Here is a 25,311-nt window from a genome sequence, read left to right as displayed (position 1 = left end):
GTCCCCTCAGCCGAAGAGGGCGCTCACCGACTCGCCGTTGTGGATCCGACGCATCGCCTCGGCCAGGGCCGGCGCCACGGAGAGCACCTCCAGCTTCGGCACCCGCTTCTCCGCGGGGATCGGCACCGTGTTGGTGCAGACGATCTCCAGCACACCGTCCTGGGCGCTCAGCCGCTCCAGCGCCCCGCTGGAGAACAGACCGTGCGTGCAGGCCAGCCGGATCGACCGGACCTGCCGCTCGCGCAGGTGCGAGATCAACTCGATCACCGTGCTGCCCTTGGCGATCTCGTCGTCGAGCACGATCACGTCCCGGTCCGCCACGTCACCGATGATCGTGCTGATCTGCACCCGGTCGTCGCTGAAGCGTTGCTTGGCGCCGGCCGCGACCGGGGTGCCCAGCATCCGGGCGAACGCGGCGGCCTCCTTGGCGTTGCCGAGGTCCGGCGAGACGACCACCGCGTTGCTGAGGTCGTACCCCTTGAAGTGGGCGGCCAGCTCGCGCAACGCGTGCAGGTGGTCCACCGGGACGCTGAAGAAACCGTGCACCTGGGGCGAGTGCAGCGTCATGGCCAGCACCCGGTGCGCGCCGGCCGAGGTGAGCAGGTCGGCCACGAGCCGCCCGCCGATGGAGATCCGCGGGGCGTCCTTCTTGTCCGACCGGGCGTACGCGTAGTGCGGCAGCACCACGGTGATCCGGCCGGCCGACGCGCCCCGGGCGGCGTCGATCATGAGCAGCAGCTCGACCAGGTGCTCCTGCACCGGCGGCACCAGCGGCTGGATGAGGAAGACGTCGCGCTCCCGGCAGTTGGCCTGCAACTGCACCTCGAGGCAGTCGTTGGCGAACCGGGACACCCGCACCGGGTGCAGCGGAACGTCGAGGTGGGCACAGATCTCGGCGGCGAGGTCCGGGTGGGCGGTCCCGCTGAACACGGCAATGTCACGCACGTCTGCTGATCGTACGGGTCGATCGAGGGGAGACGGTGGATGCTCCCGGCGGGTACGGTGCTGCGGTGACCGGAGAGTTCGTCGCCGCCATCGACCAGGGCACCACCTCCTCGCGGTGCATCGTCTTCGACGCCGACGGCGAGATCGTCGCGGTGGCCCAACGCGAACACCGGCAGATCTTCCCGCGGCCCGGCTGGGTGGAGCACGACGCGGACGAGATCTGGACCAACGTCGAGCACGTGGTGCGTGAGGCGCTGGCGAGCGCCGACATCGGTCCGGAGCAGCTGGCCGCGGTGGGCATCACCAACCAGCGCGAGACCACAGTGGTCTGGGACCGGGCCACCGGTCGGCCGGTGGCCAACGCGATCGTCTGGCAGGACACCCGCACCGGCCCGCTGCTGCGCGAGCTGGCCGAGGCGTACGACGAGGAGCGACTGCGCGCCCGCACCGGGCTGACCCTGGCGACCTACTTCGCCGGCCCGAAGCTGCGGTGGCTGCTGGACCACGTCGACGGGCTGCGCGAGCGGGCCGAGCGGGGCGAGGTGCTGTTCGGCACGATGGACAGCTGGATCATCTGGAAGCTGACCGGGCGGCACGTCACCGACGTCACCAACGCCAGCCGCACCCTGCTGATGGACCTGGAGACCCTCGACTGGGCCCCGGAGCTGCTCGACGCGCTGCGCATCCCGGCCGCGATGCTGCCCGAGATCCGCTGCTCGGCCGAGGTCTACGGCACCGCCGACGGAGTCCTCGCCGGGGTGCCGGTGGCCAGCGCGCTCGGCGACCAGCAGGCCGCGCTGTTCGGACAGACCTGCTTCCAGCCCGGCGAGGCCAAGTGCACCTACGGCACCGGCAGTTTCCTGCTGCTCAACACCGGCGCCAGCCCGGTGCCGTCGCGGCACGGCCTGCTCACCACCGTGGCCTACCGGATCGAGGGCCAGCCGGCCGTGTACGCGCTGGAGGGCGCGATCGCGGTCACCGGCTCGCTGGTGCAGTGGCTGCGCGACAACCTCGGCCTGATCTCCACCGCCCCGCAGGTCGAGGAGCTGGCCCGCACCGTCGACGACAACGGCGGCTGCTACGTGGTGCCGGCCTTCTCCGGCCTGTTCGCCCCGCACTGGCGCAGCGACGCCCGGGGCGTGATCGCCGGCCTGACCGGCTACATCACCAAGGGGCACCTGGCCCGCGCGGTGCTGGAGGCGTCCGCCTTCCAGACCCGCGAGGTGGTCGACGCGATGAACGCCGACTCCGACGTGGCGCTGCGCCGGCTGCGGGTGGACGGCGGGATGACCGGCAACGCGCTGCTCATGCAGTTCCTCGCCGACGTGCTCGACGTGCCGGTGGTGCGGTCCCGGATCACCGAGACCACCTGCCTCGGCGCCGCGTACGCCGCCGGCCTGGCGGTCGGCTTCTGGCCCGACCTGCCCACGCTGCGGGACAAGTGGCGCTCCGACGCCCAGTGGGAACCGGCCATGGACCCGACGCACCGCGACCACGAGCTGCACCAGTGGCACAAGGCCGTCCAACGCACCCTGAACTGGGAAGACTAACCCCGGTTTTCCGCGATCTTGCACTTACTGCCCTGACGCAAGGGACATTCCCGGGCGAATCGGCGGCCGAAAGTGCAAGATCGCGAGGGTGGGGGGCGGTCAGCGCGGGGTGAGGACGCAGAACTCGTTGCCCTCGGGGTCGGCCATGACCCGCCAGTGGATCTCGGGGTCGCCCAGGTCGATGGCGGTGGCGCCGAGCGTGCCCAACCGGGCCACCTCGGCCGCCAGGTCGTCCCCCGCATAGGGGCGGACGTCGAGGTGGACGCGGTTCCACCCGGGCTTCGCGTCGGTGCTGCGGACGAACTCCAGGTAGGGGCCGACGCCGGCGGCGGAACGCAGTGACGCGTGCCGGTCGGTGACCTCGTGCCGGGTCCAGTCCGTCGCCTCGCCCCAGAACCGCGCCATCTCCCGTGGGTCCGCGCAGTCGACCACCACCGCGGCGATCGGCCCGGTGTCCCGGTAGACCTCGCGCGGCTCCAGCACGCAGAACTCGTTGCCCTCCGGGTCGGCCATGACCGTCCACGGGACGTCGCCCTGGCCGATGTCGACGGCTGTCGCGCCGAGGCCCGTCAGCCGCGCGACCAGCTCCGCCTGGTGGTCCGGCGAGGTGGTGGCCAGGTCGACGTGCACCCGGTTCTTCGCCGTCTTGGGTTCCGCGGAGACCACGAGGTCGATGAAGAGGGCGGAGGGATCGGGATACGGGACGCCCGGCGGTTCGAGGTTGATCACTCCGGGCGCCTCGCTGGAGGTCTCCCAGCCGAGAGCCTTCGCCCAGAACGCGCCCAGCGCGACCTCGTCGCGGGCCTTCAGGTTGATCTGGACAAGCCGCGTCGTCATGTCAGTCCCAACGGTTTCCGGTGAGCTTCTCGTACACCTCGACGTAGCGTGCCCGGGTCGCCTCGACGACCTCCGCCGGCACCTCCGGCGCCGGCGGCTGCTTGTCCCAGCCGCTGCCGGTGGCCCAGTCCCGCACGTACTGCTTGTCGAAGGAGAACTGGGCCCGGCCCGGCTGGTAGGACTCGGCCGGCCAGAACCGGGACGAGTCCGAGGTGAGCAGCTCGTCGGCGAGCATCAGCGTGCCGTCCGGCGCCCAGCCCAGCTCCAGCTTGGTGTCGGCGATCAGGATGCCCCGGTCCGCGGCGATCTCCGCACCGCGCCGGTAGACGTCCAGGGTGATCTGCCGCAGCCGCTCGGCGGTCTCCGGCCCCACCTTGTCGACCACCTGGTCGTAGGTGATCGGCTCGTCGTGCTCACCCTTGGGCGCCTTGGTCGACGGGGTGAAGATCGGCTCGGGCAGGATCGACGCCTCCACCAGGCCCCGGGGCAGCGGCACGCCGGAGACCGAGCCGGTGCGCTGGTACTCGGCGAAGCCACCGCCGGTCAGGAAGCCCCGGGCCACGCACTCGACCGGCACCATCTCCAGCCGGCGGCACCGGATCGCCCGGCCGGCGAACTCCGCCGGTACGTCGGTGGCGGAGATGACGTGGTTCGGCACCAGGTCCGACAACTGCTCGAACCACCACAGCGAGAGCGCGGTGAGCAGTCTGCCCTTGTCCGGGACGGGGGTCGGCAGCGCCACGTCGTAGATGGAGATGCGGTCGGAGGCGACCAGGATCAGGTCCGCGCCGTCGGCGTAGACGTCCCGGACCTTGCCCGAGTGCAGAAGTTCCACGGCGCTAGTACACCATGGGCGCGACCGCCCGCCCGGCGCGCCCACCGGCCGTCCCGTCCGGCGTTGACACCCCGGGCCGGGGCCGGTGGAATGATCCGTCCACCCCAGTTTCGGAGAGAACCGTGCGCGCTGAACGGTCCGTCCCCCGTCCCGGCCTCGACCGGCGACGGTTCCTCGGCGCGCTCACCGGGCTGCCGCTGCTCGCCGGCGGACTGGCCGGCTGCGCCCCGGAGGAGGAGGCGGCCGCCGAGGACGGCCCGATCGAGTTGTCGGTGTTCTGGTGGGGCGGCAGCCGCCGGGCCCAGGCCACCGAGCAGGCGCTGCGCCTCTACACCCAGCAGAACCCCCGGGTCAGCTTCCGGATCACCTGGCAGGGGCTGGCCGGCTACTACGACCGGCTCGCCACCCAGGGCACCGGCGGCAACGTGCCGGACCTGTTCCAGATCGACGACACGCTGCTCACCGAGTACACCCGCCGCGACATCCTGCTCGACCTCACCGCGTACGCCGACGACGGCCGGCTCGACCTGCGCGACCTGCCGGAGCAGTTGGCCCGCTACGGCCGGGTGGACGAGCGGACCGTGGCGGTGCCCGCCGCCCAGACCAACGCGGCGCTGGTCTACAACCGCGACCTGCTGCGCTCGCTGGACCAGCCCGAGCCGCGCACCGGCATGTCCTGGAAGGAGTACGCCCGCTGGGCCGCCCAGGTCACCCGGGCGTCCGGTAACCGGGTGGCCGGCTCCATGGACGCCTCCGGCGACTACCGGGCGCTCTGGCTCTGGCTGCGCGGCCAGGGCAGCGAGCTGTACCAGGGGCGGCAGCTCGGCTTCAGCTCGGCGGAGCTGCTCTCGTGGTTCGAGTTCTGGGAGGTCGCCCGCTTCGACCGGGCCACCCCGAGCGCCGCGCTCGTGGAGCAGGCGGACACCGGCGAACTGAACCGCCAGCTCGTGGTCACCGGCCACACCGCGGCTTCCTTCGCCTGGTCCCACCAGCTGCCGGAGCTGCAACGCCTCACCGAGGACGAGCTGGGCGCGGTCGCCTTCCCCGGCACGCCGGCCGCACAGTGGCCCCGGGCGTCGATGTACTGGGCCGGCTTCCGCGGCACCCGGCACCCGGGTGTGGTGGTGGACGTGCTCAACTTCCTCACCAGCAACGTGGCGGCCGGCCGGATCCTCGGCGTGGAGCGTGGCGTGAACCCCAGCACCCAGGTCCGCACGTACGTGGCCGCGGGCGTGACCGACCGGGCCGAGAAGCGGGTGACGAGCCTGGGCGCGGAGCTGGACGAGCTGGCCGGCCCGGCGCCCGCGCCGCCGCCGAAGGGGCACGCCAAGGTGCGGACGTTGCTCATCGAGGCGGCCGAGAGCATCCGGGGCAAGCGGGCCGGCGCCCGCTCCGCGACCTCCCGGTTCATGGCCCGGGCGAACGCCGCCCTGGCCGAGTGACCGCCGCCCGCCGCGCGTGGGCGCGGCGGGCGGAGCCCCGGGTGGTCGTCAGCGCGGCGGGCGGTTCCGCCGGTTCCGCGTCAACAGCACCACCAGCAGCACGATCCCGCCGACCACCACGAGGCAGCAGAGCAGGCCGAGGAAGCCGAAGCCGCCCCGGGACCGCCGTCGTGCGGCCTCCACCACGAGTTCACCGGTGCCGGTCGACGCCCAGGCCGCGACCGGTACGAAGACCGAGAGCGCGACCGTTCCGAGGACCGCACCGAGGCGGCCCCACCATCTGTTCCATCCAGCCATGCCCCCATCCTCGCCGAGGTGCGCAACCGGGGCACGCCGGACGCGGCGGAGGAATCCGGAAACGGCGAAGGGCCCCGGAGCGAACTCCGGGGCCCTTCGTCACGAGTAGCGGGGACAGGATTTGAACCTGCGACCTCTGGGTTATGAGCCCAGCGAGCTACCGAGCTGCTCCACCCCGCGTCGGCTCGTACAGCTTATCGCACTGGAATCGTGGAGATCAGCCGGGTCCCCGATCCCGCCGAAGAGGCCCGACGGGGGGAACGGCGAAGGGCCCCGGAACGAACTCCGGGGCCCTTCGTCACGAGTAGCGGGGACAGGATTTGAACCTGCGACCTCTGGGTTATGAGCCCAGCGAGCTACCGAGCTGCTCCACCCCGCGTCGGCTCGACAACCGTAGCGCACCGACCCGGGGAGGCGCAAAACGGGTCGTCAGTCCAGCCACCGCCGGACCGCGTCGACCGCCCGCCGGCTGTCCGCGTCGAACTGGGCGCGCTCGGTCGAGGTGCTCTCCCAGCCCTGTTCCCACAGCACCGTCACCACGTCACCGGAACGCACCGCGCGCACCAGGTGCACCTCGTCGCCGCCGCTCGGCTCGCCGTTGGCGTCCAGGTAGGGCCTGCGCGTCTCGAACAGCACCGACTCGTCGCCGTACCCGGAGTCGGGCAGCAGGCGCTGGCGCACGGTCGTCGAGGGTGCCTCGGGGACCGGCTGGGCGGGGCAGGCCCGGACGGCCACCCGCAGCTCGGCCAGCGCCTCGTCGGCGCGCCCGGCCCGGTAGATCGTGATGCTGTGCCGGTAGCTGCCGGAGGGCACCGCGTCGGCCGGCGCGCCGGCCCGGCGGTACGGCAACGTCCGGGCCCGCGACGCGACGACCCACTCGGTGCCGGGGCTCGATCCGCAGAGCACCGGCAGCACCGCTCCCGGGCCGAACTGGTTGCCCGTACCGGCGTCGTTGGCGGCGGGCAGGGCGAAGAACGCCCGGTCCGGGATGGTGGTCGGGGCGCCCGCCGTCGGACGTCCGGCGCTCGACGGCGCGGCCGGGCTCCGCCCCCCGGAGGTACGGGCGCCGGTAGGGGTCGGCGGGGCGGGCGAGGGCGCCTCGGCCGGCCCGGCGGTGGTGGGCGGTGGGGTGGGCACCGGCGTACCCGCGGGCGGCGGCGCGACCGGTTCCGGCCCGGCGGCCAGCACCAACTGGCTGCCGGCCACCGTGGCGGCGACCAGACCGGCGACCGCCAGCGACGCGAGCGCGGCCCGGTGCCGGGCCCGGCGGTCCGCGCCGTGACGCAGCCGGTCCGGCGACGGCAGCACCCGCTCGTCGGTGTCGTCGGCCAGGGCCCGGTAGTAGCGGTGCAGTTCACGCGACATCGTTGACCTCCAGCTCCTCGGCGGCGACACCGGGCAGCAGCTCGGCCAGCCGGGCCCGTCCGCGGGACAGCCAGGACTTCACGGTGCCGGCGGGGACGCCCGCCTCCCGGGCGATCTCCTCCACCGGCAGGTCGAACAGGTAGTGCAGGGCGAGCGCCTGCCGGTGCCGGGCGGGCAGCCGCCGTAGCGCCGCCACCAGCAGGACGGTGTCCTCGCCCGGTGGTCCGACGTCGTCGGGCGGACCGGTGCGGCTGACCGCCAGTCGCCAACCGCGCAGCCGTCGGAACCGGTCGGTGGCGAGCCGGCTGATCACCAGCCGCAGCCAGGCCTCCGGCGCGGGATGGCCGGCGAGCTTCGCCCACTGCCGCCAGGCCCGGGCGTACGCCTCCTGCACCAGGTCCTGGGCCTCGGCGGGGTCGTCGGCCACCGCGTGGCCGTACCGGAGCGCCCGCCCCGACGTGCTGCGGTAGAAGTCGTCGAAGCTGTTCGCGTCACGCATCTGCCCTCCCGCCTCCCCTCACGTCCACCTGCTCTGTTGACGGTGGAGCGGGGTGCCGGGTTGCGGCCGGGAAGTCCGGTACACGACACGAGCCCGTGCTCCGGTGACCGCTGCGGGTCCCGGAGCACGGGCTCGTGGTGTCGCTCGGCGTCAGCCGCTGGGCGAGGGGGCGGGTGAGGCCGGCGCCGACGGCGAGGCGCTGCCCGAGGGCGCCGGGCCGGCCGGCCCGTTGGCCGCCGCCTGGGCCTGCTGGAAGGCGGCCATCGCCTCGTCGAGCGCCTTGAGCGCCCGCCCGTACCGCTCGAAGTCGCCGGACGTCTGCGCGGCCTTGACCTCGGCGATCGCGGCCTGCACCTGGCTGGCGGCCTGGGCCAGCTCACCGGTGAGCGGCGGCGGGGTGTTCGTGCCCCCGGGCGGCGGCGGCGTGTTCTCGTCGTCGCTCGGCGGCGGGGTGCCGTTCTGGGCGCGTTTGCCCTGCTCGACGAGCTGTTTGATGCCGTCGCTGAGGTTGTTGGCGAGCACCACGTACGAGCCGCCGTCGCCGTAGGAGAGCAGCACCTTCTGCAACAGCGGGTACGCGTCCTGGCTGCTGCTCTTCACATAGACCGGCTCGACGTAGAGCATCCCGTCGGCGAACGGCAGCGACAGCAGGTTGCCGTACTGCACCTGGGCCTGGTTGGAGGAGAGCAGGTTGAGCTGCTGCCGGATGTCGCCGTTGTTGGTCATCTGCTGATGCACCTGGGTCGGCCCGGAGACCCGGGTCTGGTCCGGCAACTCCAGCACCTCCAGCTGGGGCTTGCCGTCGACGTACGAGCCGGACACCAGCGCGGCGAGGTTCTGCCGCCCGTTCGGCGTGACCGCGGAGGTCAACTGGAAGCGGGGCCCGTCCTGCCCGGGGAACTGGGTGAACAGGTAGTAGGGCGGCTGCTTCTGCCCGCTGTCCGGCGCGTCCGGCACGTTCGGCACCTGCCAGAAGTCCTGGCCGGAGTAGAAGTCGCCGGGGTCGGTGACGTGGAACTTGGTGAGCAGGTTGCGCTGCACCTTGAACAGGTCGGCCGGGTAGCGGAAGTGCTCGGCCAGCTCCGGCGGGATGTCGCCCTTGGGCAGCACGAGGTCACCGCCGAACGCCTTGTTCCACGCCTTCAGCACCGGGTCGGTGTCGTCGTACGAGTAGAGCTTGACCGTGCCGTCGTACGCGTCGACCGTCGCCTTCACCGAGTTGCGGATGTAGTTGACGTTCTCCCGGGCGAGCTGGAACGTGCCCCGGCCGGTCAGCTCGTCGGCGGTCTCCGCCTGGAGGTTGACCCGCTCGGCGTACGGGTAGGTCGCCGCCGTGGTGTAGCCGTCGATGATCCACAGGACGCGGCCGTTCACCGAGGCCGGGTACGGGTCGCCGTCGAGGGTGAGGAACGGCGCGACCTTCTCCACCCGGTCGCGCGGGTTGCGCACGTAGAGCAGCTTCGAGTTCTCGTTGACCGCCTCGGACAGCAGGAAGTTGGTCTCCTGCTCCTTGATCGCGTAGAGCAGCCGCCGGGGGAACGAGCCGACCTTGACGCCACCCTCGCCGGTGTAGGTGTAGTACTGCTCGCCACCGGTGGAGGTGGGCCGGTCGAACTCGACGTTGCGGTCACCGGTCTGCCCGACGATCGCGTAGTCGTCGGCCTCCATCCGCTCGCCGTAGTAGATCCGCGGCTGCTGGGCCGTGATCTCCTCGGTCGGCGAAGAACACGCCTCCTGCGCCTTCTCGCCGAGAAAGCCGGAGACGAAGTACGGCTGGCCGCCGCAGACCACCTGGTTCGCCGGGGCGGCCACCAGGCCGTACCCGTGGGTGTAGACGGTGTGCCGGTTGATCCAGTTGTTCTGCTGGTCGGTCAGCTCGCCGTAGTTGATCTCACGGACGCCGACCACGTAGTCGGACGTCTTGTCCTTGACCGCGTAGCGGTCGATGTCCAGCTTCGAGCCGAAGTCGTAGAAGCCGCGGACCTGCTGGAGCTGGGTGTAGGTCTCGGAGACCAGTTGCGGGTCGAGCAGCCGGACGTTCGGGACGACCGAGGTGTCGGTGGCCAGGCTGGCGGGTGGCACGAGGTTGCTCGCCGCGTACGGCGTCGTCTTCGTGACCTCGAGACCGAACGCGGCCCGGGTCGCCTCGATGCTGCGTTCGATGTACGGCGCCTCCTTGTCGCGGGCGCTCGGCTTCACCTCGAACGTCTGCACCGCCCACGGGTAGATGCCGCCGATCGCCACCGCGGAGACCCCGAGCAAGGCCAGCGAGATGCCCGGCCAGACCAGGTTCCGCATCACCGCGTTGGAGAACACGATGATCGCGACGGCCACCAGGACGGAGATCCAGGCGAGGATCTCCTTCGCCGGCAGCAACGCGTTCACGTCGGCGTAGCCGGCGCCGTAGAGCTTCGCGCCCTCGTTGTACTCCAGCAGCATGGCGCGCCGGTCCAGCACGTACGCGACGGCCTTGAGCAGGACGAAGACGGCGACCAGCGAGCTGAGGTGGGCGCGGGCGGCGTTGGTCATCCGGTCGCCGACACCCTGCAGCCGCACCCCGCCGAACACGTAGTGCACGGCCAGCGCGCCGAGCAGGGCCAGCACCACCGCGGTGAAGCCGACACCGAGCAGGTAGCGCCAGAACGGGAGCTGGAAGACGTAGAAGCCGACGTCGACGCCGAACTCCGGGTCCTTCACGCCGAAGTCGCCACCGTTGCGGAACAGCAGCCACTGGGTCCACCGGCTCTGCGCGGAGAGCCCGGCGAAGAGCCCGATCACGGCGGAGGCCAGCGCGATCCAGGTGCCCAGCCGAGGGCTCAGCAGCATCCGGTAGCGCTCCAGCGTGGCCTGCTCGGCCGAGTGCGGGCGCATCCGGGGCCGCAGCCGGTAGGCCAGCCAGAGGTTGCCGGCGACGATCAGCGCCATGCCGACGCCGACCACCAGGAACAGCAGCAGCCGGGTGGCGAGCACGCCGGTGAAGACCTGGGTGTAGCGGACCTCGTCGAACCACAGCCAGTCGGTCCAGGCGTTGACCCCCCAACCGAGCAGGGTGAACAGCACGAACACCCCGACCAGGACCCCGATGGTGACGCGTCCGCGCCGGCTCATCCTCGGCAGGGGACTGCTACGCATGACCACTGTTGGCTCCGCACGCTCGATGTGATCGGCTCCGACCAGGCACCCCAGAGTACGGGGTGTTCCTGTACACGTCGGGTCAAGGTCACGTCACGATCGCCCGGGGCCGTCGGCGGCCCGGTTCAGCAGCGGGTCGGCTGACCTCCGGCGCGCAGTTTCTCCAGTGCCGTCAGCGCGTCGTCCACCGTCGCCACCTTCAGCAGCGGCAGGTCGGGCTGCGGGTTGCGGACCGCCTCGGCGCAGTTGTCGGCGGGCACCAGGAAGACCTTCGCGCCGGCATCCTTGGCGCCGACCAGCTTCTGGGCGATGCCACCGATCGGGCCGACCCGGCCCTCGTCGTCGATGGTGCCGGTGCCCGCGATGACCTGGCCGCCGGTCAGGTCGGCCGGCTCCAGCTTGTCGATGATGCCCAGGGTGAACATCAGCCCGGCGCTCGGGCCGCCGATGTCCCCGAGGTCGATCTTGAGGGTGAACGGGTGCGGCTGCTGCTGGTCGATCTCCACCCCGATGCGCGGACGGCCGTCCTGCTCGCGACTGGTCACCCTGGCCGTCCCCGGGGCGCCGTCCCGGGTGTAGCCGATCGTCAGCGCGGTGCCGGCCGGCTTGGCCCGGATCAGCTCGGTGAGCTTGGCCGCGCTGGTCACCGGCGCGCCGTCGACCGAGGTCAGCACGTCGTCCGGCCGGAGCACGTCGACCGACGGCCCGCCCGGGGTGACCGCCTTGACCAGCACCTTGATCGGGTAGCCCAGCTCCCGCAGGGCCGCCGTCTCGGCGCTGGTCTGCGAGTTCTGGAAGTCCTCCGCGTTGCGCTTCTCGACCTCCTCCTGCGACTCGCCCGGCGGGTAGACCAGCTCGCGCGGCACCACCGCCTCGTCGGAGGAGAACCAGCCGGCCAGCGCCGACCGGAGCCGCACGGTGGGCTGCACGCCGACCGTGGTGAGCCGGAGCTGACCGGCGGAGGTCGACGTCGCGCGGCCGCTGACCTGGATGATCTCCTTGCCGTTCTCACTGCCGAGCGTGTTGACCGTCGGACCGGGGCCGAGCACCACGTACGGCAGGGGGACGCTCAGCACGCCGACGCTGAGCAGGGCGGTGAGCAGGGCACCGAGCAGGACGGTCACGCCGCGACGTCTCATGCGCCAGAGCGTACCGATCCGTCCCGCGCCGTCCGGCGCGGTGACCGGTGGACTTCGCCCTCAGCGCAACGCCGACGGGCACGACCTGCGGCGCGGCCCGCGTACCGTAGACGTCGTGCCTGATATTCCGTTCGGTTTCGCGCTCCCGGGTGGTCAACCACCAGACCCCAACGATCCCGCGCAGATGCAGCAGTTCATGTCGCAGTTGCAGCACCTGCTGTCCGCGCCGGGCAGCGGGCCGGTCAACTGGGACCTGGCCCGGCAGGTGGCCGCGAGTCAGCTCGCCGCCGCCGGGGACCCGGCGGTCTCGCCGTTCGAGCGCAACGCGGTGGAGGAGGCGCTGCGCATCGCCGACCTCTGGCTGGAACCGGCGACCTCGTGGCCCTCCGGCATCCGCACCTCGGTCGCCTGGAACCGCAACGAGTGGATCTTCAAGACGCTCGACGTGTGGCGCAAGCTCTGCGACCCGGTGGCCAGCCGGATGGTGGGCGCGATGGGTGACCTGGTGCCGCCGGAGGCGCGCGCGCAGCTCGGCCCGATGCAGTCGATGGTCGCCACGCTCGGCGGCGCCCTCTTCGGCGGTCAGCTCGGCCAGGCGCTCGGCTCGCTCGCCGCCGAGGTGCTCTCCGCCGGTGACATCGGCCTGCCGCTGGGCCCCGCCGGCACCGCCGCGCTCGTCCCGGCCAACATCAAGGCGTACGGCGAGGGCCTGGAGCTGCCCGAGGACGAGGTACGCCTCTACGTGGCCCTGCGCGAGGCCGCCCACCAGCGCCTCTTCCAGCACGTGCCGTGGCTGCGCGGGCACGTGCTGACGGCGGTGGAGAACTACGCCGCCGGCATCCGGGTCAACCGGGAGGCGATCGAGGAGGCGATGGGCCGGGTCGACCCGACCGACCCGGAGTCGATGCAGGCGATCGCGCTGGAGGGCATCTTCACCCCGGAGGACACCCCGGCGCAGAAGGCGTCGCTGGCCCGGCTGGAGACCGTGCTCGCCCTGGTCGAGGGTTGGGTGTGCCACGTCGTGGACAGCGCCGCCGGTGACCGCCTCCCCAACGTCGTACGCCTCGGCGAGGCGTTCCGCCGCCGCCGCGCCGCCGGTGGTCCGGCCGAGCAGACGTTCGCCGCGCTGGTCGGCCTCGAACTGCGGCCGCGCCGGCTGCGCGAGGCGACGGTGCTCTGGGCGGCGCTGACCGAGCACCGCGGCATCGCCGGCCGGGACGCGGTCTGGGGCCACCCCGACCTGCTCCCCTCGGACGACGACTTCGCCGCCCCGGAGGCGTTCGCCAGGACGAGCACCGATCTCGACGACGAACTGGCAAACTTCGACTTCACCGCGCCGGGCGCGCCGGAGGAGAAGCCCCCCGGCGAGGACGACGACAAGCACTGACACGTACGCGACGGGGCCCGCACGGATCACCGTGCGGGCCCCGTCCGCGTCCCCACCCCGCCGCCCAGCCCGCCCCGACCCCGACCCCGGCCCCGGCCCCGGCCCCGGCCCGGCCCGGCCCATCGATCTTGGAGTTGTGGCGCCCAAGATGCCCGGGTAGCGCCTTTCGTTAGGTGCCACAAGTCCAAGATCGACGCGTTCGACGGGTGGGACGGCGCAGGCGGTGGGTCAGGCGGGGCGGGCGGACAGCAGGGCGCGGGTGGCCTCCCAGCCCTCGACGGCCGGGTCGAGCGTGGCCAGGTCGGCGGGTCCGCGCAGCCGGCGCCATCCGGCACCGACCGCTACCTCCCCCGGACTCGGGGCCGCCCGCCGCACCTCGGCCGGGGCGGTCGTGTCGAGGTGCACCGTCGGCAACCACGCCGGTACGGGCAGCCGCGCCGCCACCCCCAGCAGCCCCGGTCCACCCCCGTCCACCGGGGCCACCGCCACCGGCCGGGAGGAGAGCGGCCGCAGCAGCTTGCCCAGCGTCAGGCCGGGCACGTCCGGAGCGTCGGCGGCCACCACGGCCACCTGGTCGAAGGCCGGCCGGTCGTCGCCGGTGAGGGCCGCGAACACCGCGTTCGGCGTCGGTTCGGGCACCTCGTACACCGGGGTGCCGGGCCACACCACGGCGTCGGCGAGCCAGCGGTCCGCCGGGGTCACCGCCACCGCGGTCTCCACCTCGTTGAGCGTGGCCAGCAGGTCGACCACGTCCTCGGCCAGGGCGGTCCGCCACCGCGCCGGCTCGATCCCCGGCGGCGACCAGCTCACCGGGCCGAGCAACGCCACCACCACACGTCGCACCATCCGCCGACCCTAGCGCCCACCCCCACCCCACCCCGCCCCCACCGGCAGCGTCAATCATGAAGTTGGCCGCGACAAATCGGACCGACTGGTGCCGCCACCTTCATGATCGACCACGAAAGGCGGTGGGGGCGGGTCAGGGGACGGCGGCGGTGGCGGCTACGCCCTCCAGGTAGCCGCGGGCGCGCTCGGAGCGCGGATAGCGGGCGACCAGCGACCAGAACTCGGCGTTGTGGCTCGGCACGATCAGGTGCGCCAACTCGTGCAGGAGCACGTAGTCGATCACCCAGTCGGGCATGTCCTGGATGCGGTGGGAGATCCGGATGGTGCGGTCGGCGGGGGTGCAGGAGCCCCAACGGCCGTTCTGGTTGGTCACCCACCGCACGCTCGCCGGCGCGGCGGCCGACATGTGCTCCGGCAGGTAGAGCCCGATCAGGCGGGTGGCGCGGGCGAGCAGCTCGGCGTCGGAGCGGGCCAGCCGACCCTCGCGGGCGGCGAGCCGGGCCAGCATCCGGTCGACCCACTCGCTCTCCTCGGCCCGGGAGAACTGGTCCGGGATGAGCACGACGACGCGCTCCCCGTCCCGGTACGCGGACACCGTGCGCCGCCGACGCTGGCTGCGCCGCACCTCGACGACGGGCTTCCGCGTCCCGGCCATTACCGACCCGCGCAGCCTCGGTTGACTGTCACGAGGGAAAGCTAATGCGTACTGACCAGGACTCCGCAAGAGTCAACACGACGACACGCGCCCGGAAAATGGCGGTTGATTGTCAGGAGTCCTGAAAAAATTCTTTGCGGGGGAAGTTGACCATCACCTGGCGGCCGTCCACCACGTTAGGTGATCTACCACGGGTCGTCGGCGGTGGGGCCACGCGAAGGGGATCTGAGCGTATTTAACCGGCGTGTCCCCGCGAAACTGACTTATCAGACGTTACCCGGCGTGCACACTCTTGCCGTCGACTTGCTCACAGAGTCGGCGTGCAGCTGACATGGAACTGCCCAGACCTGGGTAGGGTCCGCCAACCAGCGGTCAGGTGACTGACCGCGGAGAACCCCCGGCGCCGGAGCCACAGGTGGCCCCGCCGCAGGGAGACCCGCCGGGCACCTCCGGCGGACGAGACGAGGAGGCTACCGTGGCCGACCAGGCCCAGACCTACAACGGTTACTGCGTGAAGTGCAAGGAGAAGCGGGACTTCGAGGGGCACGTGGAGGTCTCGAAGACCGGCATGAACATGGCCAAGGGCAAGTGCCCGGTGTGCGGCACAACAGTGAACCGCATCCTGGGCAAGGCCAAGGTCTGACCCGTCCGGGTCGCACGGGGGAGGGGCGGCCGTCGGGCCGCCCCTCCCCCGTCGCCTATCCGACACGGTTACCGGCCAGTTGTGGAAAACCGGCGATGTCTTGTGGACAACGCTGGCCACGGCGCGCCGCACCTGTGGACAACGAACGACGGAGCGCGTGGATGCGGTCACTGTTCGTGGCGTGACCGAACCGAATCCGATCACCCGCCCGACCCTGCTGCCCGGTCTGACCCGCCTCTGGCGGGACCGGCACACGCTCCAGCTCGGCGTGGAGCCCGGCCCGGCGGTGCTGCTGGAGGTGACCACCCCGGCCACCGTGCACCTGCTCGACCTGCTCGACGGCTCCCGCAGCGAGCGGGCGGTGCTGGTCGCGGCCACCGCCGCCCGGGTGCCGGCCGGCGAGGCGCGCGCCCTGCTCGACGCGCTGCGGGCCGCCGGGCTCGTCGTACCGGCGCAGAGCCTGGTCCCCCGGGGCCTCTCCGGGCCGGTCCGGGCCCGGCTCGGCACGGAGGCCGACGCCCTCGCCCTGGCCACACCCGACCTGCCCGGCACACCGGCCGCGCTGCTGCGCCGCCGTCGCGCCGCCCGGGTGCTGGTCACCGGCGCCGGCCGGCTCGGCGCGGCGGTCGCCGTCGCGCTGGCCCAGGCCGGGATCGGGCACGTCGTACCCGATCTGACCGGCCCGGTACGCGCCGGCGACCTGGTCGGGACCGGCCTGACCGCCGCGGAGCTGGGTCGGCCGCTGGCCCCGGCGCTGCGCGCGGCGCTGGGGCGCTGCGCGCCGGGCACGAGCTGCCACCCGCTGCGCTCGACCCGACCCGACCTGGTGGTACAGCTCGGAGTCGACCGGCCGGCCGACGCGCTCGCCACCGGGTACGCCCGCCGTCGCCAACCCCACCTCCTGCTCGACCTGCGGGGCGGCGTACCCGTCGTCGGGCCCCTGGTCCGGCCACCCGCCGGCCCCTGCCTGCGCTGCCTCGACCTGCACCGCGCCGACCGCGACCCGGACTGGCCGGCGCTCGCCGCCCAGCTCGCGGCCGACCGGGACGAGCGGGCCTGCGCGGCGACCACCCGGCTCGCCGCGGTGGCCGTGGCGGCGGCCGAGGCGCTGGCCCAGCTCGACGGGGGCACACCGGAGACGCTCGGCGGCGCGGTGGAGGTCCGGGCCGCCGGCCGCCTCCGGCACCGCCGCTGGTCGCCGCACCCCTCCTGCGGCTGTTCCGGGCGTCGCCCGATCCGGTCGGCCGCGTCCGCTCCCGGCCGCACGGCAGCAGCGAGCCCCTCGCGTCGGTAACAATGGCCGGGTGACCGACATCCCGCGCCGGGCCGTGTCCCGCACCGCCAAACTCGCCGCCCTGCCGCTCGGATTCGCCGGTCGAACCGTCCTGGGCATGGGCAAGCGGGTCACCGGGCTCGCGTCCGACGTCATCTCCGCCGAGATCCAGCAGCGCACGGCCGAGCAGTTGTTCAGCGTCCTCGGGCAGCTCAAGGGCGGGGCGATGAAGTTCGGCCAGGCCCTGTCGGTCTTCGAGGCCGCACTGCCCGAGGAGGTCGCCGCCCCCTACCGGCAGGCGCTCACCAAGCTCCAGGAGGCCGCCCCGCCGCTGCCCGTGGCGACCGTGCACAAGGTGCTCGCCGAGCAGCTCGGGCCGGACTGGCGGGACCGGTTCGTCTCCTTCGACGACACCCCGGCCGCCGCGGCCAGCATCGGCCAGGTGCACCGCGCGGTCTGGCGCGACCCGGGGTACGGGCCGAACGGCGGCCCCCGACACCGGGACGTGGCCGTGAAGATCCAGTACCCGGGCGCCGGCGAGGCCCTGCTCGCCGACCTCAAGCAGCTCTCCCGACTGGGCGGGATGTTCCGGGCGATCCAGCCGGGGCTGGACGTCAAGCCGCTCCTGGCCGAGCTGCGCGAGCGGATCACCGAGGAGCTGGACTACGAACTGGAGGCCGAGTCGCAGCGCGCCTTCGCCGCCGCGTACGCGGACGACCCGGACATCTACATCCCGGAGGTGCTCGACGCCGCGCCCCGGGTGCTGATCACCGAGTGGGTCGAGGGCATCCCGCTGTCCCACATCATCCGGGAGGGCACCGAGGAGCAGCGCGACGAGGCCGGGCGGCTGATGGCCGAGCTGCACCTCTCCGCGCCGGAGCGGGCCGGGCTGCTGCACGCCGACCCGCACCCGGGCAACTTCCGGCTGCTGCCGGACGGCCGGCTCGGCGTGATCGACTTCGGCGCGGTGGCCCGGATGCCGGAGGGCACGCCCGAGCCGATCGGCCGGATCGCCGCGCTCGCGCTGCGCGGCGACGCCGACGGCGTGGTGGACGGGCTGCGCGCCGAGGGCTTCGTCAGCCGGACCGAGCCGATCGACGCCCAGGGCGTGCTCGACTTCCTCCGTCCGATGCTGGAGCCGATCGCCGCCGACGAGTTCCGCTTCACCCGCGCCTGGCTGCGCGGTGAGGCGACCCGGCTGGCCAGCCCCCGCTCCCCCGCCTACCAGCTCAGTCGGCAGCTCAACCTGCCGCCGTCGTACCTGATGATCCACCGGGTCACGCTGGGCTCGATCGGGGTGCTGTGCCAGTTGGAGGCGAAGGCGTCCTACCGGGCGATCCTGGAGCGTTGGCTGCCCGGCTTCGCTCCGGTGGCCTGACGCGGATACGCCGAAGGGGCGGTGACCATCCGGTCACCGCCCCTTTCGTCATCGTGGTGGTACTAGAGAACGCCCAGGTCGCGGGCCGACTGGCTACGACCCCGCATGGCGACGGTACGGGCGGAACGGGCTGCCTCAGTGCTCGTGGTGGTGCGACCGGCCTGAGGCCGGCGCATTCGAGCCCGGGACAACGCTTCGTGGAGTAGTTGCATCTCGGTTCCGTTCGGCAGGTGCAGCATCGGTTTTCTCTCTCAGGTCGGCCGGTGGAGGGACACCGGCATCGGTCGGTTTCGGAACGCAGGTGTGTCAGGCTGCCAGTCGGACGGCGCTGCGCGACTCGGACAGCCCACTGGCCGCCAGTCGCGCCTCCGCCTCGACCCGGAGCTGGGCGTCACGGGCGAGGTCCTCCTTGCGCGGCCGGCCACGGGGCCGCTTGCGCGGGACGACCGCGCCACGCTCGAAGATCTCGCCGCCCCAGACGCCCCAGGGCTCGGCCCGCTCCACCGCCCCGGCCAGGCACTCGACGCGCAGCGGGCAGTCCCCGCAGAGCGACTTGGCCAGCTCGAGCTCGGCGGGCGAGTCGGAGAACCACAGGTCGGGGTCGAACTTCCGGCAGGGCAGGTTCGCCTCCACCTCGACGCTCACGTCGAGTGGGGCCAACGCCAGACTCATCCTCCGGTCACCTCTCTCTCACTTCGATCTCGTGGATCGCATTTCCGACGTACTTCGACGGGCAAAAAACTGAGGCCGCGGATCCCGGTATGCGGGTTCCGCGGCCTCGAGGTGAGCCGGTGGTCTGTGGATCAGACCGGTCTACCTCGAGGTGGAACGCCGCGGACATCCGTGCGCTTCTTGCCGCCATCGATGTCCATGCCCGTGAAGCCACTGGTCCCCTCGACTCCGGTGAGCGGCGCGACGGTCAGGTTCAGCTCGGCCTGAACCCGGACCTGGTGCACCTGCGGAGCCGACGGTCGGGCGGCGAGGGCCACCCGCACGGCCGACAGCGGAACGCCGGCAGCTGGCATCGCCGCCGGACGCTCGTAGGTGTAGATCTCCATTGGGGCCACCTCCCTGACTTTCCTCGTGCCGACCATGGACTCATCCCCCTTGAGCAGCCAGAACGGCGCTGCTCGCGAGGTGTGTCCTGAGGCTATTCCTCGCCCGCGGGCGAGGGCAAACGATTTACGGCTAGATTTCAAAAGTTTTCTGCGGGCAGACGTCGTCGACCGCTGCGCCGGCCACCAGGGCCAGCACCGTATCCCCGTAAAGCCCCACTTTTCGGGGCCCGATCCCGGCGATCGCGACCAGGTCCTCGGTGCGGGCCGGCTTCCGCTCCGCCAACGCGGTGAGCGTGGCGTCGGTGAACACCACGTACGCCGGCACCTTCTGCGCGCCGGCCACCCGCTGCCGCCACTCGCGCAACCGCTCGTACAGCTCCTCGTCCAGGTCGGACGGGCAGGTGGGGCAGCGGCCCAGCTTCCGGTCCGCGCCGGCGAGCAGCGTGGCGCCGCAGATCCGGCACGAGACCACCTGGGGCCGGCGCCGTTCGGCGCGCCGGGCCGGCCCGGCGGCGGCCCGCTCGCCGCCGCCCGAGCGGTCCAGCTGGGGCAGGAAGCGGGACGGGCGCCGCGCCCGGCCGCCGGGCGAGCGCGCCGTCGCGTACGACAGCCAGAGCCACTCCCGGGCCCGGGTGATCCCCACGTAGAGCAGCCGCCGCTCCTCCTCGACCTGCTCCGGGGTCTTCGCGTAGGTGGTGGGCAACGTGCCCTCGGCGAGCCCGACCAGGAACACCGCGTCCCACTCCAGGCCCTTGGCCGAGTGCAGCGAGGCCAGCGTGACCCCCTCCACGGTGGGCACGTGCTGCTGGGCGGCCCGCCGGGCGAGTTCCTCGGTGAAGTCGGCCAGGCCACGCTGCCGTTCCACCGCCGCGGCCTCGCCGATCGGCAGCAGGTCGGGCGTGGCCGCGTACTCCTCGGCGAGCTGGACCAGCGCGGCGAGCGCCTCCCAGCGCTCCCGCGCGACGCCGCCGGCCGGGGGCGCGTCCGGTGCCCAGCCGACCGCGGCGAGCCCTTCCACGACGGCCGCCCGCAGCGGCGTCCCGCCGGGGACCGACCGGGTGGCGGCGCGCAGCGCGATCATCGCCTGGCGCACCTCGGGCCGCTCGAAGAACCGCTCCGCGCCCTGGAGCACGTAGGGCACCTCGGCCTCGGTGAGCGCCTTCTCGTACGCCTCGGACTGCGCGTTGGTGCGGAACAGCACCGCGATCTCCCGGGCCGGGGTGCCACCGGCGACGAGCGCCCGGCAGCGGGCCGCCACCGCGTTGGCCTCGGCCGGCTCGTCGGTGAAGATCCGCAGCTCCGGTTCCGGGCCGGGTGGACGCTGGCCGTGCAGCTCCAGCCGCAGCCGCGCCTCGGCGCCCCGGGCCTGCGCGATGACCGCGTTGGCCAGCCCCACCACCTGCGGGGTCGAACGGTAGTCGCGGACCAGCCGGACCACCGTCGCGCCCCGGTGGTGGCGCGGGAAGTCGACCAGGTACGACGAGGTCGCGCCGGTGAACGAGTAGATGGTCTGGCTGGCGTCGCCGACCACGGTCAGGTCGTCGCGACCGCCGAGCCAGGCCTCCAGCAGCCGCTGCTGGAGCGGGTTGACGTCCTGGTACTCGTCGACGACGAAGTGCCGGTACTGGTTGCGCACCTGCTCGGCCACGTCCGGGTGCTCCTCGATGCCCCACACCGCGGCGCGCAGCATGTCCTCGAAGTCGATCACCCCGTTGCCGCGCTTGAGCCGCTCGTACGCGTCGAACACCTCGGCCACCCGGGCCGGCTCGTACGGCGTCTCGCGCAGCGCCTTGGCCGCGGCCACCACGTACTCCCCGGGCTCGACCAGGGACGACTTCGCCCACTCGATCTCGCCGGCGAGGTCCCGCGCGGCGGCCCGGTCGGCGCGCAGGCCCACCTTGGCGGCGGCCAGGGTGACCACCCGCACCTTGCTGTCCAGCAGCTCCGGCATGGCCCGGCCGGCGAGCAGCCGGGGCGCGAAGTAGCGGACCTGCCGCAGCGCCGCGGCGTGGAAGGTGCGCGCCTGCACGCCCTGCACCCCGAGCACGGTGAGACGGCTGCGCATCTCGGCCGCGGCGCGGGCGGTGAACGTGACCGCCAGCACGTGCCGGCCGGCGATGTCGCCGGTCAGCGCCCGGTGGGCGATCCGCGAGGTCACCGCCCGGGTCTTGCCGGTCCCGGCGCCGGCCAGGATGCAGACCGGGCCGGCCGGGGCGGTCACCGCGGACCGCTGCTCCGGATCCAGACCGGCCAGCACCCGTTCCGCCGCTGAGTGAACGCCCACAGCAGGGAATCATCCCAGCATCGTGTGACGTTGCAGCGGTTAGCCTGGCCTGATCGGACCGGGCGCGAGCCACCCCTTGGAGGACCAGACCATGTTGACGATGTATTCCACCCCGTGGTGCGGCTACTGCCACCGGCTGAAGTCGCAGCTCGACCGGGAGGGCATCGCGTACGAGGTGGTCGACATCGAGCAGGACACCGCGGCCGCGGAGTTCGTGATGGGCGTCAACGGCGGCAACCAGACGGTGCCGACCCTGCGCTTCGACGACGGCAGCGCCCTGACCAACCCCTCGATCAACCAGGTCAAGCAGCACCTGGCCAGCCTGCCCGGCTGACCTGCCCACGCCGCGCGAGCGGCCGTACCCGGTTGCGGGTACGGCCGCTCGTCGCCGTTCAGGGGGCCCGGCGTCGGCGGGCGGTGGCCAGCATCTCGTCGTCGAGCGGCCGGCGCGGGGTCGGGACACGCGCCGCGCCCACGGCCGGCGGGGTGAGGCCGCGGCCCCGCCACAGGTAGAGGCCGGCGGCCGTGGTGACCGCCCCCACCAGGGCGAACAGCAGCCGGTAGTCGAACACGCCGACGAGCAGCGCGCCGGTGCCGATCGAAGCCGCCTGCGGCCCGCTGACCAGTGCCTCCGAGGCGGCGGTCACCCGGCCCAGCAGCGCCGGCGGCGTCCGCCGCTGGACCAGCGTGTGCAACCCCACCATGGTCAGCGGCAGCGAGACGCCGGCCAGCAGCAGCGCCACCACCCCGAGCCAGAGCCGGGGGTACGCGAGCGCCAGCGCGGCCGGGCCGAAGAACGTCACCCCGGCGGCCAGCGCGCCGACCTCGCCGAACCGGCGCACCACCGCGGCCGAGAACAGGCCGCCGACCAGGCCACCGACGCCCTGCACCATGACCAGCACGCCGACGAACGCGGCGTCGCGGCCCAGACCCAGGTCGACGTACGCGAAGATCAACGATTCGGTGAAGCCCATCACCAGCGAGCCCAGCCCGTACCCGAGCAGCGCCCGGCGCAGCGCTGCCTCGCCGGCCAGGTGGCGCAGCCCCGCGCCCAGCTCGGCGGGGCCGCGCCGGACCGGTCGCGGCGGCCCGCTCTCCTGCACCCGGAGCCGGCCGACCACCGCCGCGGCGACCAGGAACCCGGTCATCGCCAGGGTGACCAGCAGCCAGCCGCCGACGGCGGCGTACACGCCGGCCCCGGCGAGCGGGCCGATCAACCGCAGCCCCTGCCGGACCGTCTGCAACGCGCCGTTCGCGTCGGGCAGCAACTCGGCCGGCACCAGCTGCCGGATCAGCGCGTTGAGCACGGCGGTCAGGGTGATGTAGGACAGGCCGTAGAGCGCCGCGACCACGTAGATCACCCAGACGTCGGTCCGGTCCCGCACGGTGAGCAGCGGGCCGAGCAGCACGGCGGCGACCAGGTTGGCGGCGATGAAGAACGGCCGCCGGCGGTAGCGGTCGACCACCCAGCCGACGAGCGGTGCCAGCGCCATCGGCGCGATGACGGCGAAGATGGTCGCTCCGGCCATGCTGTCCGAACCGGTCAGGTCCTTCACCCAGACGGCCAGTGCGAGCAGCAGGATCGACTCCGCCGCCATGCTCGCCACCAGCGCGGCGAACAGGAGGCGGAAGTCGGGGCGGCGCAGGACGGTGCGCATCGGTTCCCTCCGGCGGGGGTGCGCCACTCCGGGCGCGTCGGGGGCGGGCGCCGGTGAAGGCGCTCTCCACGGTCCTCTTTTTGTCTCGTGACACGCCCTCGCCGGAACCTCCGACACCGGTCGCGCCGTCCATACTGACCGTGGGGGGCGAATTTCATACAGTTACCGTCGCGTCCTGCGACGGTCGACGGGAAAGAGGACGCCGTGCCTCCTGCCGCACCAGGCCCGATTCTGCGCCGTCGCCGACTCGGCACCGAGCTGCGTCGGCTCCGCGAACAGGCCGGTCTCACCGGTGACCAGGTCATCGAGCGGATCGGCTGGGCCTCCGCATCCAAGTTGTCCCGGCTGGAGAACGGCCGGAGCCGGCCCGACCCGGACGACGTCGACGTCCTGCTGACGCTCTACGGCGCCGACGAGGAGTTGCGCGCGGAGCTGACCGGGATCACCCACGAGGCCGGTGACATGCGGGGCTGGCTGCGTAACTTCCCGGTGATGACCCAGCAGCAACGCGCCTTCGCCGAGCTGGAGGCCGGCTGCGCGGAGATCTCGGAGTACAACCCGGTGCTGGTGCCGGGGCTGCTGCAGACCCCGGGCTACGCCCGGCACCGGATCATGTCCGCGGCCCAGGTGGCCGCCGAGGCAGGCGACCCGGAGACCGAGGACCCGGAGACCGAGGTACGCGCCCGGCAGTCCCGCCAGTCGTTGCTGACCCGCTCCCCCGACGTGCCCCGCTACACCGCGGTGCTGGAGGAGGCCGCGCTCGGCCGGCGGGCGGGGCCGCCCGAGGTGCTGCACGAGCAGCTCGTCCACCTGTGCGAGCTGGCCCTGCTGCCGAACGTGACGCTGCGGCTGCTGCTGCGGGACACGCGGGTGGGCGATTGGTACCTTCCGCCGACCGCCTTCTCGGTCTACCGGTTCGCCGATCCCCTCGATCCGGAGACACTGGCCATCGAAGGTGGGTTCACCGACGTCATGTCGACCGAGGTAAACACCCTAAATCGCTATAAAGTGGTGTTCGAGTGGCTATGCGCGTCGGCACTCTCCGCATCGGACACCCTCTCCTGGTTGATCGAGGCGACGGGACGGCTGACCGGCACGGCAGTCGAGTCCACGGTGGCGTACGGGCCGGCAACGGCGCCGACCCAGCGTCGCCGGGACTCGGGGCGCCTCACCACGGAACGGTGATCCCTCGCGGACACCGCCCGCGCTCCGGCGTCGCTCGTTCCCATCGGAGCACCACATCAGGAGCAGGACCATGAACGAGATCCGCACCAGCACGACCTCCCTCTCGGGGCAGCTCGCCGGCGCCGCCTGGCGCAAGAGCACCCGCAGCCAGACCTCGAACTGCGTGGAGGTCGCGCCGCTCGGCACCGGGCCGGCCACCGTGGCGCTGCGGGACAGCAAGGACCCGAGCGGGCCGGTGCTGCTGTTCAACCGGGCCGGTTGGCTCGGCTTCATCGCCGGGGCGAAGAACGGCCGGTTCGACCTGAACTGATCCGGCGAGTGCCCGGGGGCCGTCGGCGTCACGCCGACGGCCCCTCGCGTGTCCATCCCCGACAACCGTGCTGACCTGGGGTCCCCCGATCGGTCGAGCCGGCCGGTTTCACTTGCTGGGACGACATGCGGGCGTAACATGACGCGGGAGTGACGTGGAAGTTCCAGCGCATCCGTCCGCTCTCCGGGGGACACCATGCGGTTCCTGATCGTCCGCACCGAGATCCGTAACGCCGCCGACGCCGACATCGCCGCCGCCTGGGCGGGCGGGGGCCGCCTGCGGGACGAGACGAGCGCGCCGGAGGCCCGCCGTCAGGTCGTGCACGCGGAGGACCGGGACGCCGCCCTCCTGCTCGCCCGCGCCCTGTCCGCCGTCGGTGCGGTACGCGCCGGCCGGCACCGGGTCAAGGTGCTGCCCGTCGAGGAGACCGCGCCCGGCCACCCCTACCGCTGGGACGGCGGATGACCGGCCGCTGACGTCCGTCGTGGCCGGACCGGCTCCCCCGCCGCGCTCCACGCCTCACCCGGCCATGACGGCCCGTGTTCCCGGCCCGCGACCGCCGCGGCAACGACGGTCCGGGCCGGGACCGTGTC

24 protein-coding genes and 2 tRNA genes are annotated in these 25,311 nt (G+C 72.8%); 10 read left to right on the top strand and 16 right to left on the bottom strand.

Features of this window, described 5'->3' with window-relative positions; translation table 11 throughout:
• Positions 1–6: 6 nt before the first annotated feature.
• Positions 7–945 (bottom strand): ribose-phosphate pyrophosphokinase, encoded by a 939-nt coding sequence (locus CO540_RS24395; RefSeq protein WP_099163780.1) that lies wholly within the window; start codon positions 943–945, stop codon positions 7–9.
• Positions 946–1,010: 65 nt separating this feature from the next.
• Between CO540_RS24395 and glpK the strand changes: the two genes are divergently transcribed.
• The gene (gene glpK, locus CO540_RS24390) at positions 1,011–2,495 is read left to right on the top strand and encodes a glycerol kinase GlpK (protein ID WP_216642301.1); all 1,485 of its coding nucleotides are present in this window, start codon (positions 1,011–1,013) and stop codon (positions 2,493–2,495) included.
• Positions 2,496–2,594: 99 nt separating this feature from the next.
• Here the strand turns inward: glpK and CO540_RS24385 are convergent, their stop codons facing one another.
• A complete protein-coding gene (locus tag CO540_RS24385) occupies positions 2,595–3,332 on the bottom strand; it encodes a VOC family protein (RefSeq protein WP_099163778.1) in 738 nt (245 codons plus the stop codon).
• 1 nt (position 3,333) lies between these two features.
• On the bottom strand, positions 3,334–4,167 hold the full coding sequence (locus CO540_RS24380; RefSeq protein WP_099163777.1) for a phosphoribosylaminoimidazolesuccinocarboxamide synthase: 834 nt from the start codon (positions 4,165–4,167) through the stop codon (positions 3,334–3,336).
• A 122-nt stretch (positions 4,168–4,289) separates the two neighbouring features.
• On the opposite strand from CO540_RS24380, the gene CO540_RS24375 reads away from it, so the two are divergent.
• The gene (locus tag CO540_RS24375) at positions 4,290–5,609 is read left to right on the top strand and encodes an ABC transporter substrate-binding protein (protein WP_099163776.1); all 1,320 of its coding nucleotides are present in this window, start codon (positions 4,290–4,292) and stop codon (positions 5,607–5,609) included.
• 48 nt (positions 5,610–5,657) lie between these two features.
• On the opposite strand, the gene CO540_RS24370 is transcribed toward CO540_RS24375, so the two are convergent.
• From CO540_RS24370 to CO540_RS24340, 7 genes are all read right to left on the bottom strand, one after another.
• Positions 5,658–5,906 carry a hypothetical protein gene (locus tag CO540_RS24370; RefSeq protein WP_091570819.1) on the bottom strand — a complete coding sequence of 83 codons (249 nt, stop codon included), beginning with the start codon at positions 5,904–5,906 and terminating at the stop codon, positions 5,658–5,660.
• Positions 5,907–6,012: 106 nt separating this feature from the next.
• Positions 6,013–6,086: transfer RNA gene (locus CO540_RS24365), tRNA-Met, on the bottom strand.
• A 125-nt stretch (positions 6,087–6,211) separates the two neighbouring features.
• Positions 6,212–6,285: transfer RNA gene (locus CO540_RS24360), tRNA-Met, on the bottom strand.
• Positions 6,286–6,335: 50 nt separating this feature from the next.
• Positions 6,336–7,271, bottom strand: a complete 936-nt coding sequence (locus CO540_RS24355) for a hypothetical protein (protein ID WP_099163775.1) — start codon at positions 7,269–7,271, stop codon at positions 6,336–6,338.
• Positions 7,261–7,770: a SigE family RNA polymerase sigma factor gene (locus tag CO540_RS24350; RefSeq protein WP_099163774.1), complete on the bottom strand. Its 510-nt coding sequence runs from the start codon at positions 7,768–7,770 to the stop codon at positions 7,261–7,263. Before CO540_RS24350 ends, CO540_RS24355 begins: the two co-directional genes overlap by 11 nt.
• Positions 7,771–7,920: 150 nt before the next feature.
• Positions 7,921–10,902 carry a UPF0182 family protein gene (locus CO540_RS24345; protein ID WP_253866171.1) on the bottom strand — a complete coding sequence of 994 codons (2,982 nt, stop codon included), beginning with the start codon at positions 10,900–10,902 and terminating at the stop codon, positions 7,921–7,923.
• Positions 10,903–11,027: 125 nt separating this feature from the next.
• Positions 11,028–12,041: a PDZ domain-containing protein gene (locus CO540_RS24340; RefSeq protein ID WP_172967925.1), complete on the bottom strand. Its 1,014-nt coding sequence runs from the start codon at positions 12,039–12,041 to the stop codon at positions 11,028–11,030.
• A gap of 115 nt (positions 12,042–12,156) precedes the next feature.
• Between CO540_RS24340 and CO540_RS24335 the strand changes: the two genes are divergently transcribed.
• Positions 12,157–13,428, top strand: coding sequence for a zinc-dependent metalloprotease (locus CO540_RS24335; protein ID WP_091576975.1), 1,272 nt, complete (start codon positions 12,157–12,159; stop codon positions 13,426–13,428).
• 228 nt (positions 13,429–13,656) lie between these two features.
• Here the strand turns inward: CO540_RS24335 and CO540_RS24330 are convergent, their stop codons facing one another.
• Together CO540_RS24330 and CO540_RS24325 are read right to left on the bottom strand one after the other, a co-directional pair.
• The gene (locus tag CO540_RS24330; RefSeq protein WP_099163772.1) at positions 13,657–14,274 is read right to left on the bottom strand and encodes a hypothetical protein; all 618 of its coding nucleotides are present in this window, start codon (positions 14,272–14,274) and stop codon (positions 13,657–13,659) included.
• Positions 14,275–14,407: 133 nt separating this feature from the next.
• On the bottom strand, positions 14,408–14,929 hold the full coding sequence (locus CO540_RS24325; RefSeq protein ID WP_091570795.1) for a M48 family metallopeptidase: 522 nt from the start codon (positions 14,927–14,929) through the stop codon (positions 14,408–14,410).
• 475 nt (positions 14,930–15,404) lie between these two features.
• Here CO540_RS24325 and CO540_RS30235 point away from each other — a divergent pair, with 475 nt between their 5' ends.
• The 3 genes from CO540_RS30235 to CO540_RS24315 all read left to right on the top strand — a co-directional run bounded on the left by CO540_RS30235 (position 15,405) and on the right by CO540_RS24315 (position 18,223).
• A complete protein-coding gene (locus CO540_RS30235; RefSeq protein WP_007464795.1) occupies positions 15,405–15,572 on the top strand; it encodes a DUF5679 domain-containing protein in 168 nt (55 codons plus the stop codon).
• A gap of 181 nt (positions 15,573–15,753) precedes the next feature.
• On the top strand, positions 15,754–16,866 hold the full coding sequence (locus CO540_RS24320; RefSeq protein WP_157779175.1) for a TOMM precursor leader peptide-binding protein: 1,113 nt from the start codon (positions 15,754–15,756) through the stop codon (positions 16,864–16,866).
• A 10-nt stretch (positions 16,867–16,876) separates the two neighbouring features.
• A complete protein-coding gene (locus tag CO540_RS24315; RefSeq protein ID WP_091570788.1) occupies positions 16,877–18,223 on the top strand; it encodes an AarF/ABC1/UbiB kinase family protein in 1,347 nt (448 codons plus the stop codon).
• Between the two features lie 306 nt (positions 18,224–18,529).
• On the opposite strand, the gene CO540_RS24310 is transcribed toward CO540_RS24315, so the two are convergent.
• From CO540_RS24310 to CO540_RS24300, 3 genes are all read right to left on the bottom strand, one after another.
• Complete coding sequence (locus CO540_RS24310) at positions 18,530–18,895, bottom strand: WhiB family transcriptional regulator (RefSeq protein WP_073828771.1); 366 nt, start codon at positions 18,893–18,895, stop codon at positions 18,530–18,532.
• Positions 18,896–19,026: 131 nt separating this feature from the next.
• Positions 19,027–19,281: a hypothetical protein gene (locus CO540_RS24305; RefSeq protein WP_099164913.1), complete on the bottom strand. Its 255-nt coding sequence runs from the start codon at positions 19,279–19,281 to the stop codon at positions 19,027–19,029.
• A gap of 130 nt (positions 19,282–19,411) precedes the next feature.
• Positions 19,412–21,565, bottom strand: coding sequence for an ATP-dependent DNA helicase UvrD2 (locus CO540_RS24300; RefSeq protein WP_099163770.1), 2,154 nt, complete (start codon positions 21,563–21,565; stop codon positions 19,412–19,414).
• 91 nt (positions 21,566–21,656) lie between these two features.
• Between CO540_RS24300 and CO540_RS24295 the strand changes: the two genes are divergently transcribed.
• Complete coding sequence (locus CO540_RS24295) at positions 21,657–21,899, top strand: mycoredoxin (protein ID WP_091570776.1); 243 nt, start codon at positions 21,657–21,659, stop codon at positions 21,897–21,899.
• A gap of 58 nt (positions 21,900–21,957) precedes the next feature.
• On the opposite strand, the gene CO540_RS24290 is transcribed toward CO540_RS24295, so the two are convergent.
• Positions 21,958–23,223 carry an MFS transporter gene (locus CO540_RS24290; protein ID WP_099163769.1) on the bottom strand — a complete coding sequence of 422 codons (1,266 nt, stop codon included), beginning with the start codon at positions 23,221–23,223 and terminating at the stop codon, positions 21,958–21,960.
• A gap of 204 nt (positions 23,224–23,427) precedes the next feature.
• On the opposite strand from CO540_RS24290, the gene CO540_RS24285 reads away from it, so the two are divergent.
• The 3 genes from CO540_RS24285 to CO540_RS24275 all read left to right on the top strand — a co-directional run bounded on the left by CO540_RS24285 (position 23,428) and on the right by CO540_RS24275 (position 25,183).
• Positions 23,428–24,408 (top strand): helix-turn-helix transcriptional regulator, encoded by a 981-nt coding sequence (locus CO540_RS24285; protein WP_091570767.1) that lies wholly within the window; start codon positions 23,428–23,430, stop codon positions 24,406–24,408.
• A gap of 70 nt (positions 24,409–24,478) precedes the next feature.
• Complete coding sequence (locus CO540_RS24280; protein WP_091570763.1) at positions 24,479–24,718, top strand: DUF397 domain-containing protein; 240 nt, start codon at positions 24,479–24,481, stop codon at positions 24,716–24,718.
• 195 nt (positions 24,719–24,913) lie between these two features.
• Entirely contained in the window at positions 24,914–25,183 is a 270-nt protein-coding gene (locus CO540_RS24275) for a hypothetical protein (protein WP_099163768.1), read from the top strand.
• The last annotated feature ends 128 nt before the right edge of the window (positions 25,184–25,311 follow it).

This window comes from Micromonospora sp. WMMA2032 (assembly GCF_002688545.1).
In the GTDB taxonomy this organism is placed as follows: Bacteria; Actinomycetota; Actinomycetes; order Mycobacteriales; family Micromonosporaceae; genus Micromonospora; species Micromonospora sediminicola.
Note: the sequence above shows the minus strand (reverse complement) of the source record. Positions and strands in the feature narration are given on the sequence as shown.

Bases quoted from the DNA above. Each gene is read 5' to 3' on its own strand.
- CO540_RS24310 (WP_073828771.1), bottom strand. From the start codon at position 18,895: ATGAGTCTGGCGTTGGCCCCACTCGACGTGAGCGTCGAGGTGGAGGCG.
- CO540_RS24345 (WP_253866171.1), bottom strand. From the start codon at position 10,902: ATGCGTAGCAGTCCCCTGCCGAGGATGAGCCGGCGCGGACGCGTCACC.
- CO540_RS24290 (WP_099163769.1), bottom strand. From the start codon at position 23,223: ATGCGCACCGTCCTGCGCCGCCCCGACTTCCGCCTCCTGTTCGCCGCG.
- CO540_RS24340 (WP_172967925.1), bottom strand. From the start codon at position 12,041: ATGAGACGTCGCGGCGTGACCGTCCTGCTCGGTGCCCTGCTCACCGCC.
- CO540_RS24330 (WP_099163772.1), bottom strand. From the start codon at position 14,274: ATGGTGCGACGTGTGGTGGTGGCGTTGCTCGGCCCGGTGAGCTGGTCG.
- CO540_RS24305 (WP_099164913.1), bottom strand. From the start codon at position 19,281: ATGGAGATCTACACCTACGAGCGTCCGGCGGCGATGCCAGCTGCCGGC.
- CO540_RS24325 (WP_091570795.1), bottom strand. From the start codon at position 14,929: ATGGCCGGGACGCGGAAGCCCGTCGTCGAGGTGCGGCGCAGCCAGCGT.
- CO540_RS24280 (WP_091570763.1), top strand. From the start codon at position 24,479: ATGAACGAGATCCGCACCAGCACGACCTCCCTCTCGGGGCAGCTCGCC.
- CO540_RS24370 (WP_091570819.1), bottom strand. From the start codon at position 5,906: ATGGCTGGATGGAACAGATGGTGGGGCCGCCTCGGTGCGGTCCTCGGA.
- CO540_RS24355 (WP_099163775.1), bottom strand. From the start codon at position 7,271: ATGTCGCGTGAACTGCACCGCTACTACCGGGCCCTGGCCGACGACACC.
- CO540_RS24275 (WP_099163768.1), top strand. From the start codon at position 24,914: ATGCGGTTCCTGATCGTCCGCACCGAGATCCGTAACGCCGCCGACGCC.
- CO540_RS24385 (WP_099163778.1), bottom strand. From the start codon at position 3,332: ATGACGACGCGGCTTGTCCAGATCAACCTGAAGGCCCGCGACGAGGTC.
- CO540_RS24295 (WP_091570776.1), top strand. From the start codon at position 21,657: ATGTTGACGATGTATTCCACCCCGTGGTGCGGCTACTGCCACCGGCTG.
- CO540_RS24350 (WP_099163774.1), bottom strand. From the start codon at position 7,770: ATGCGTGACGCGAACAGCTTCGACGACTTCTACCGCAGCACGTCGGGG.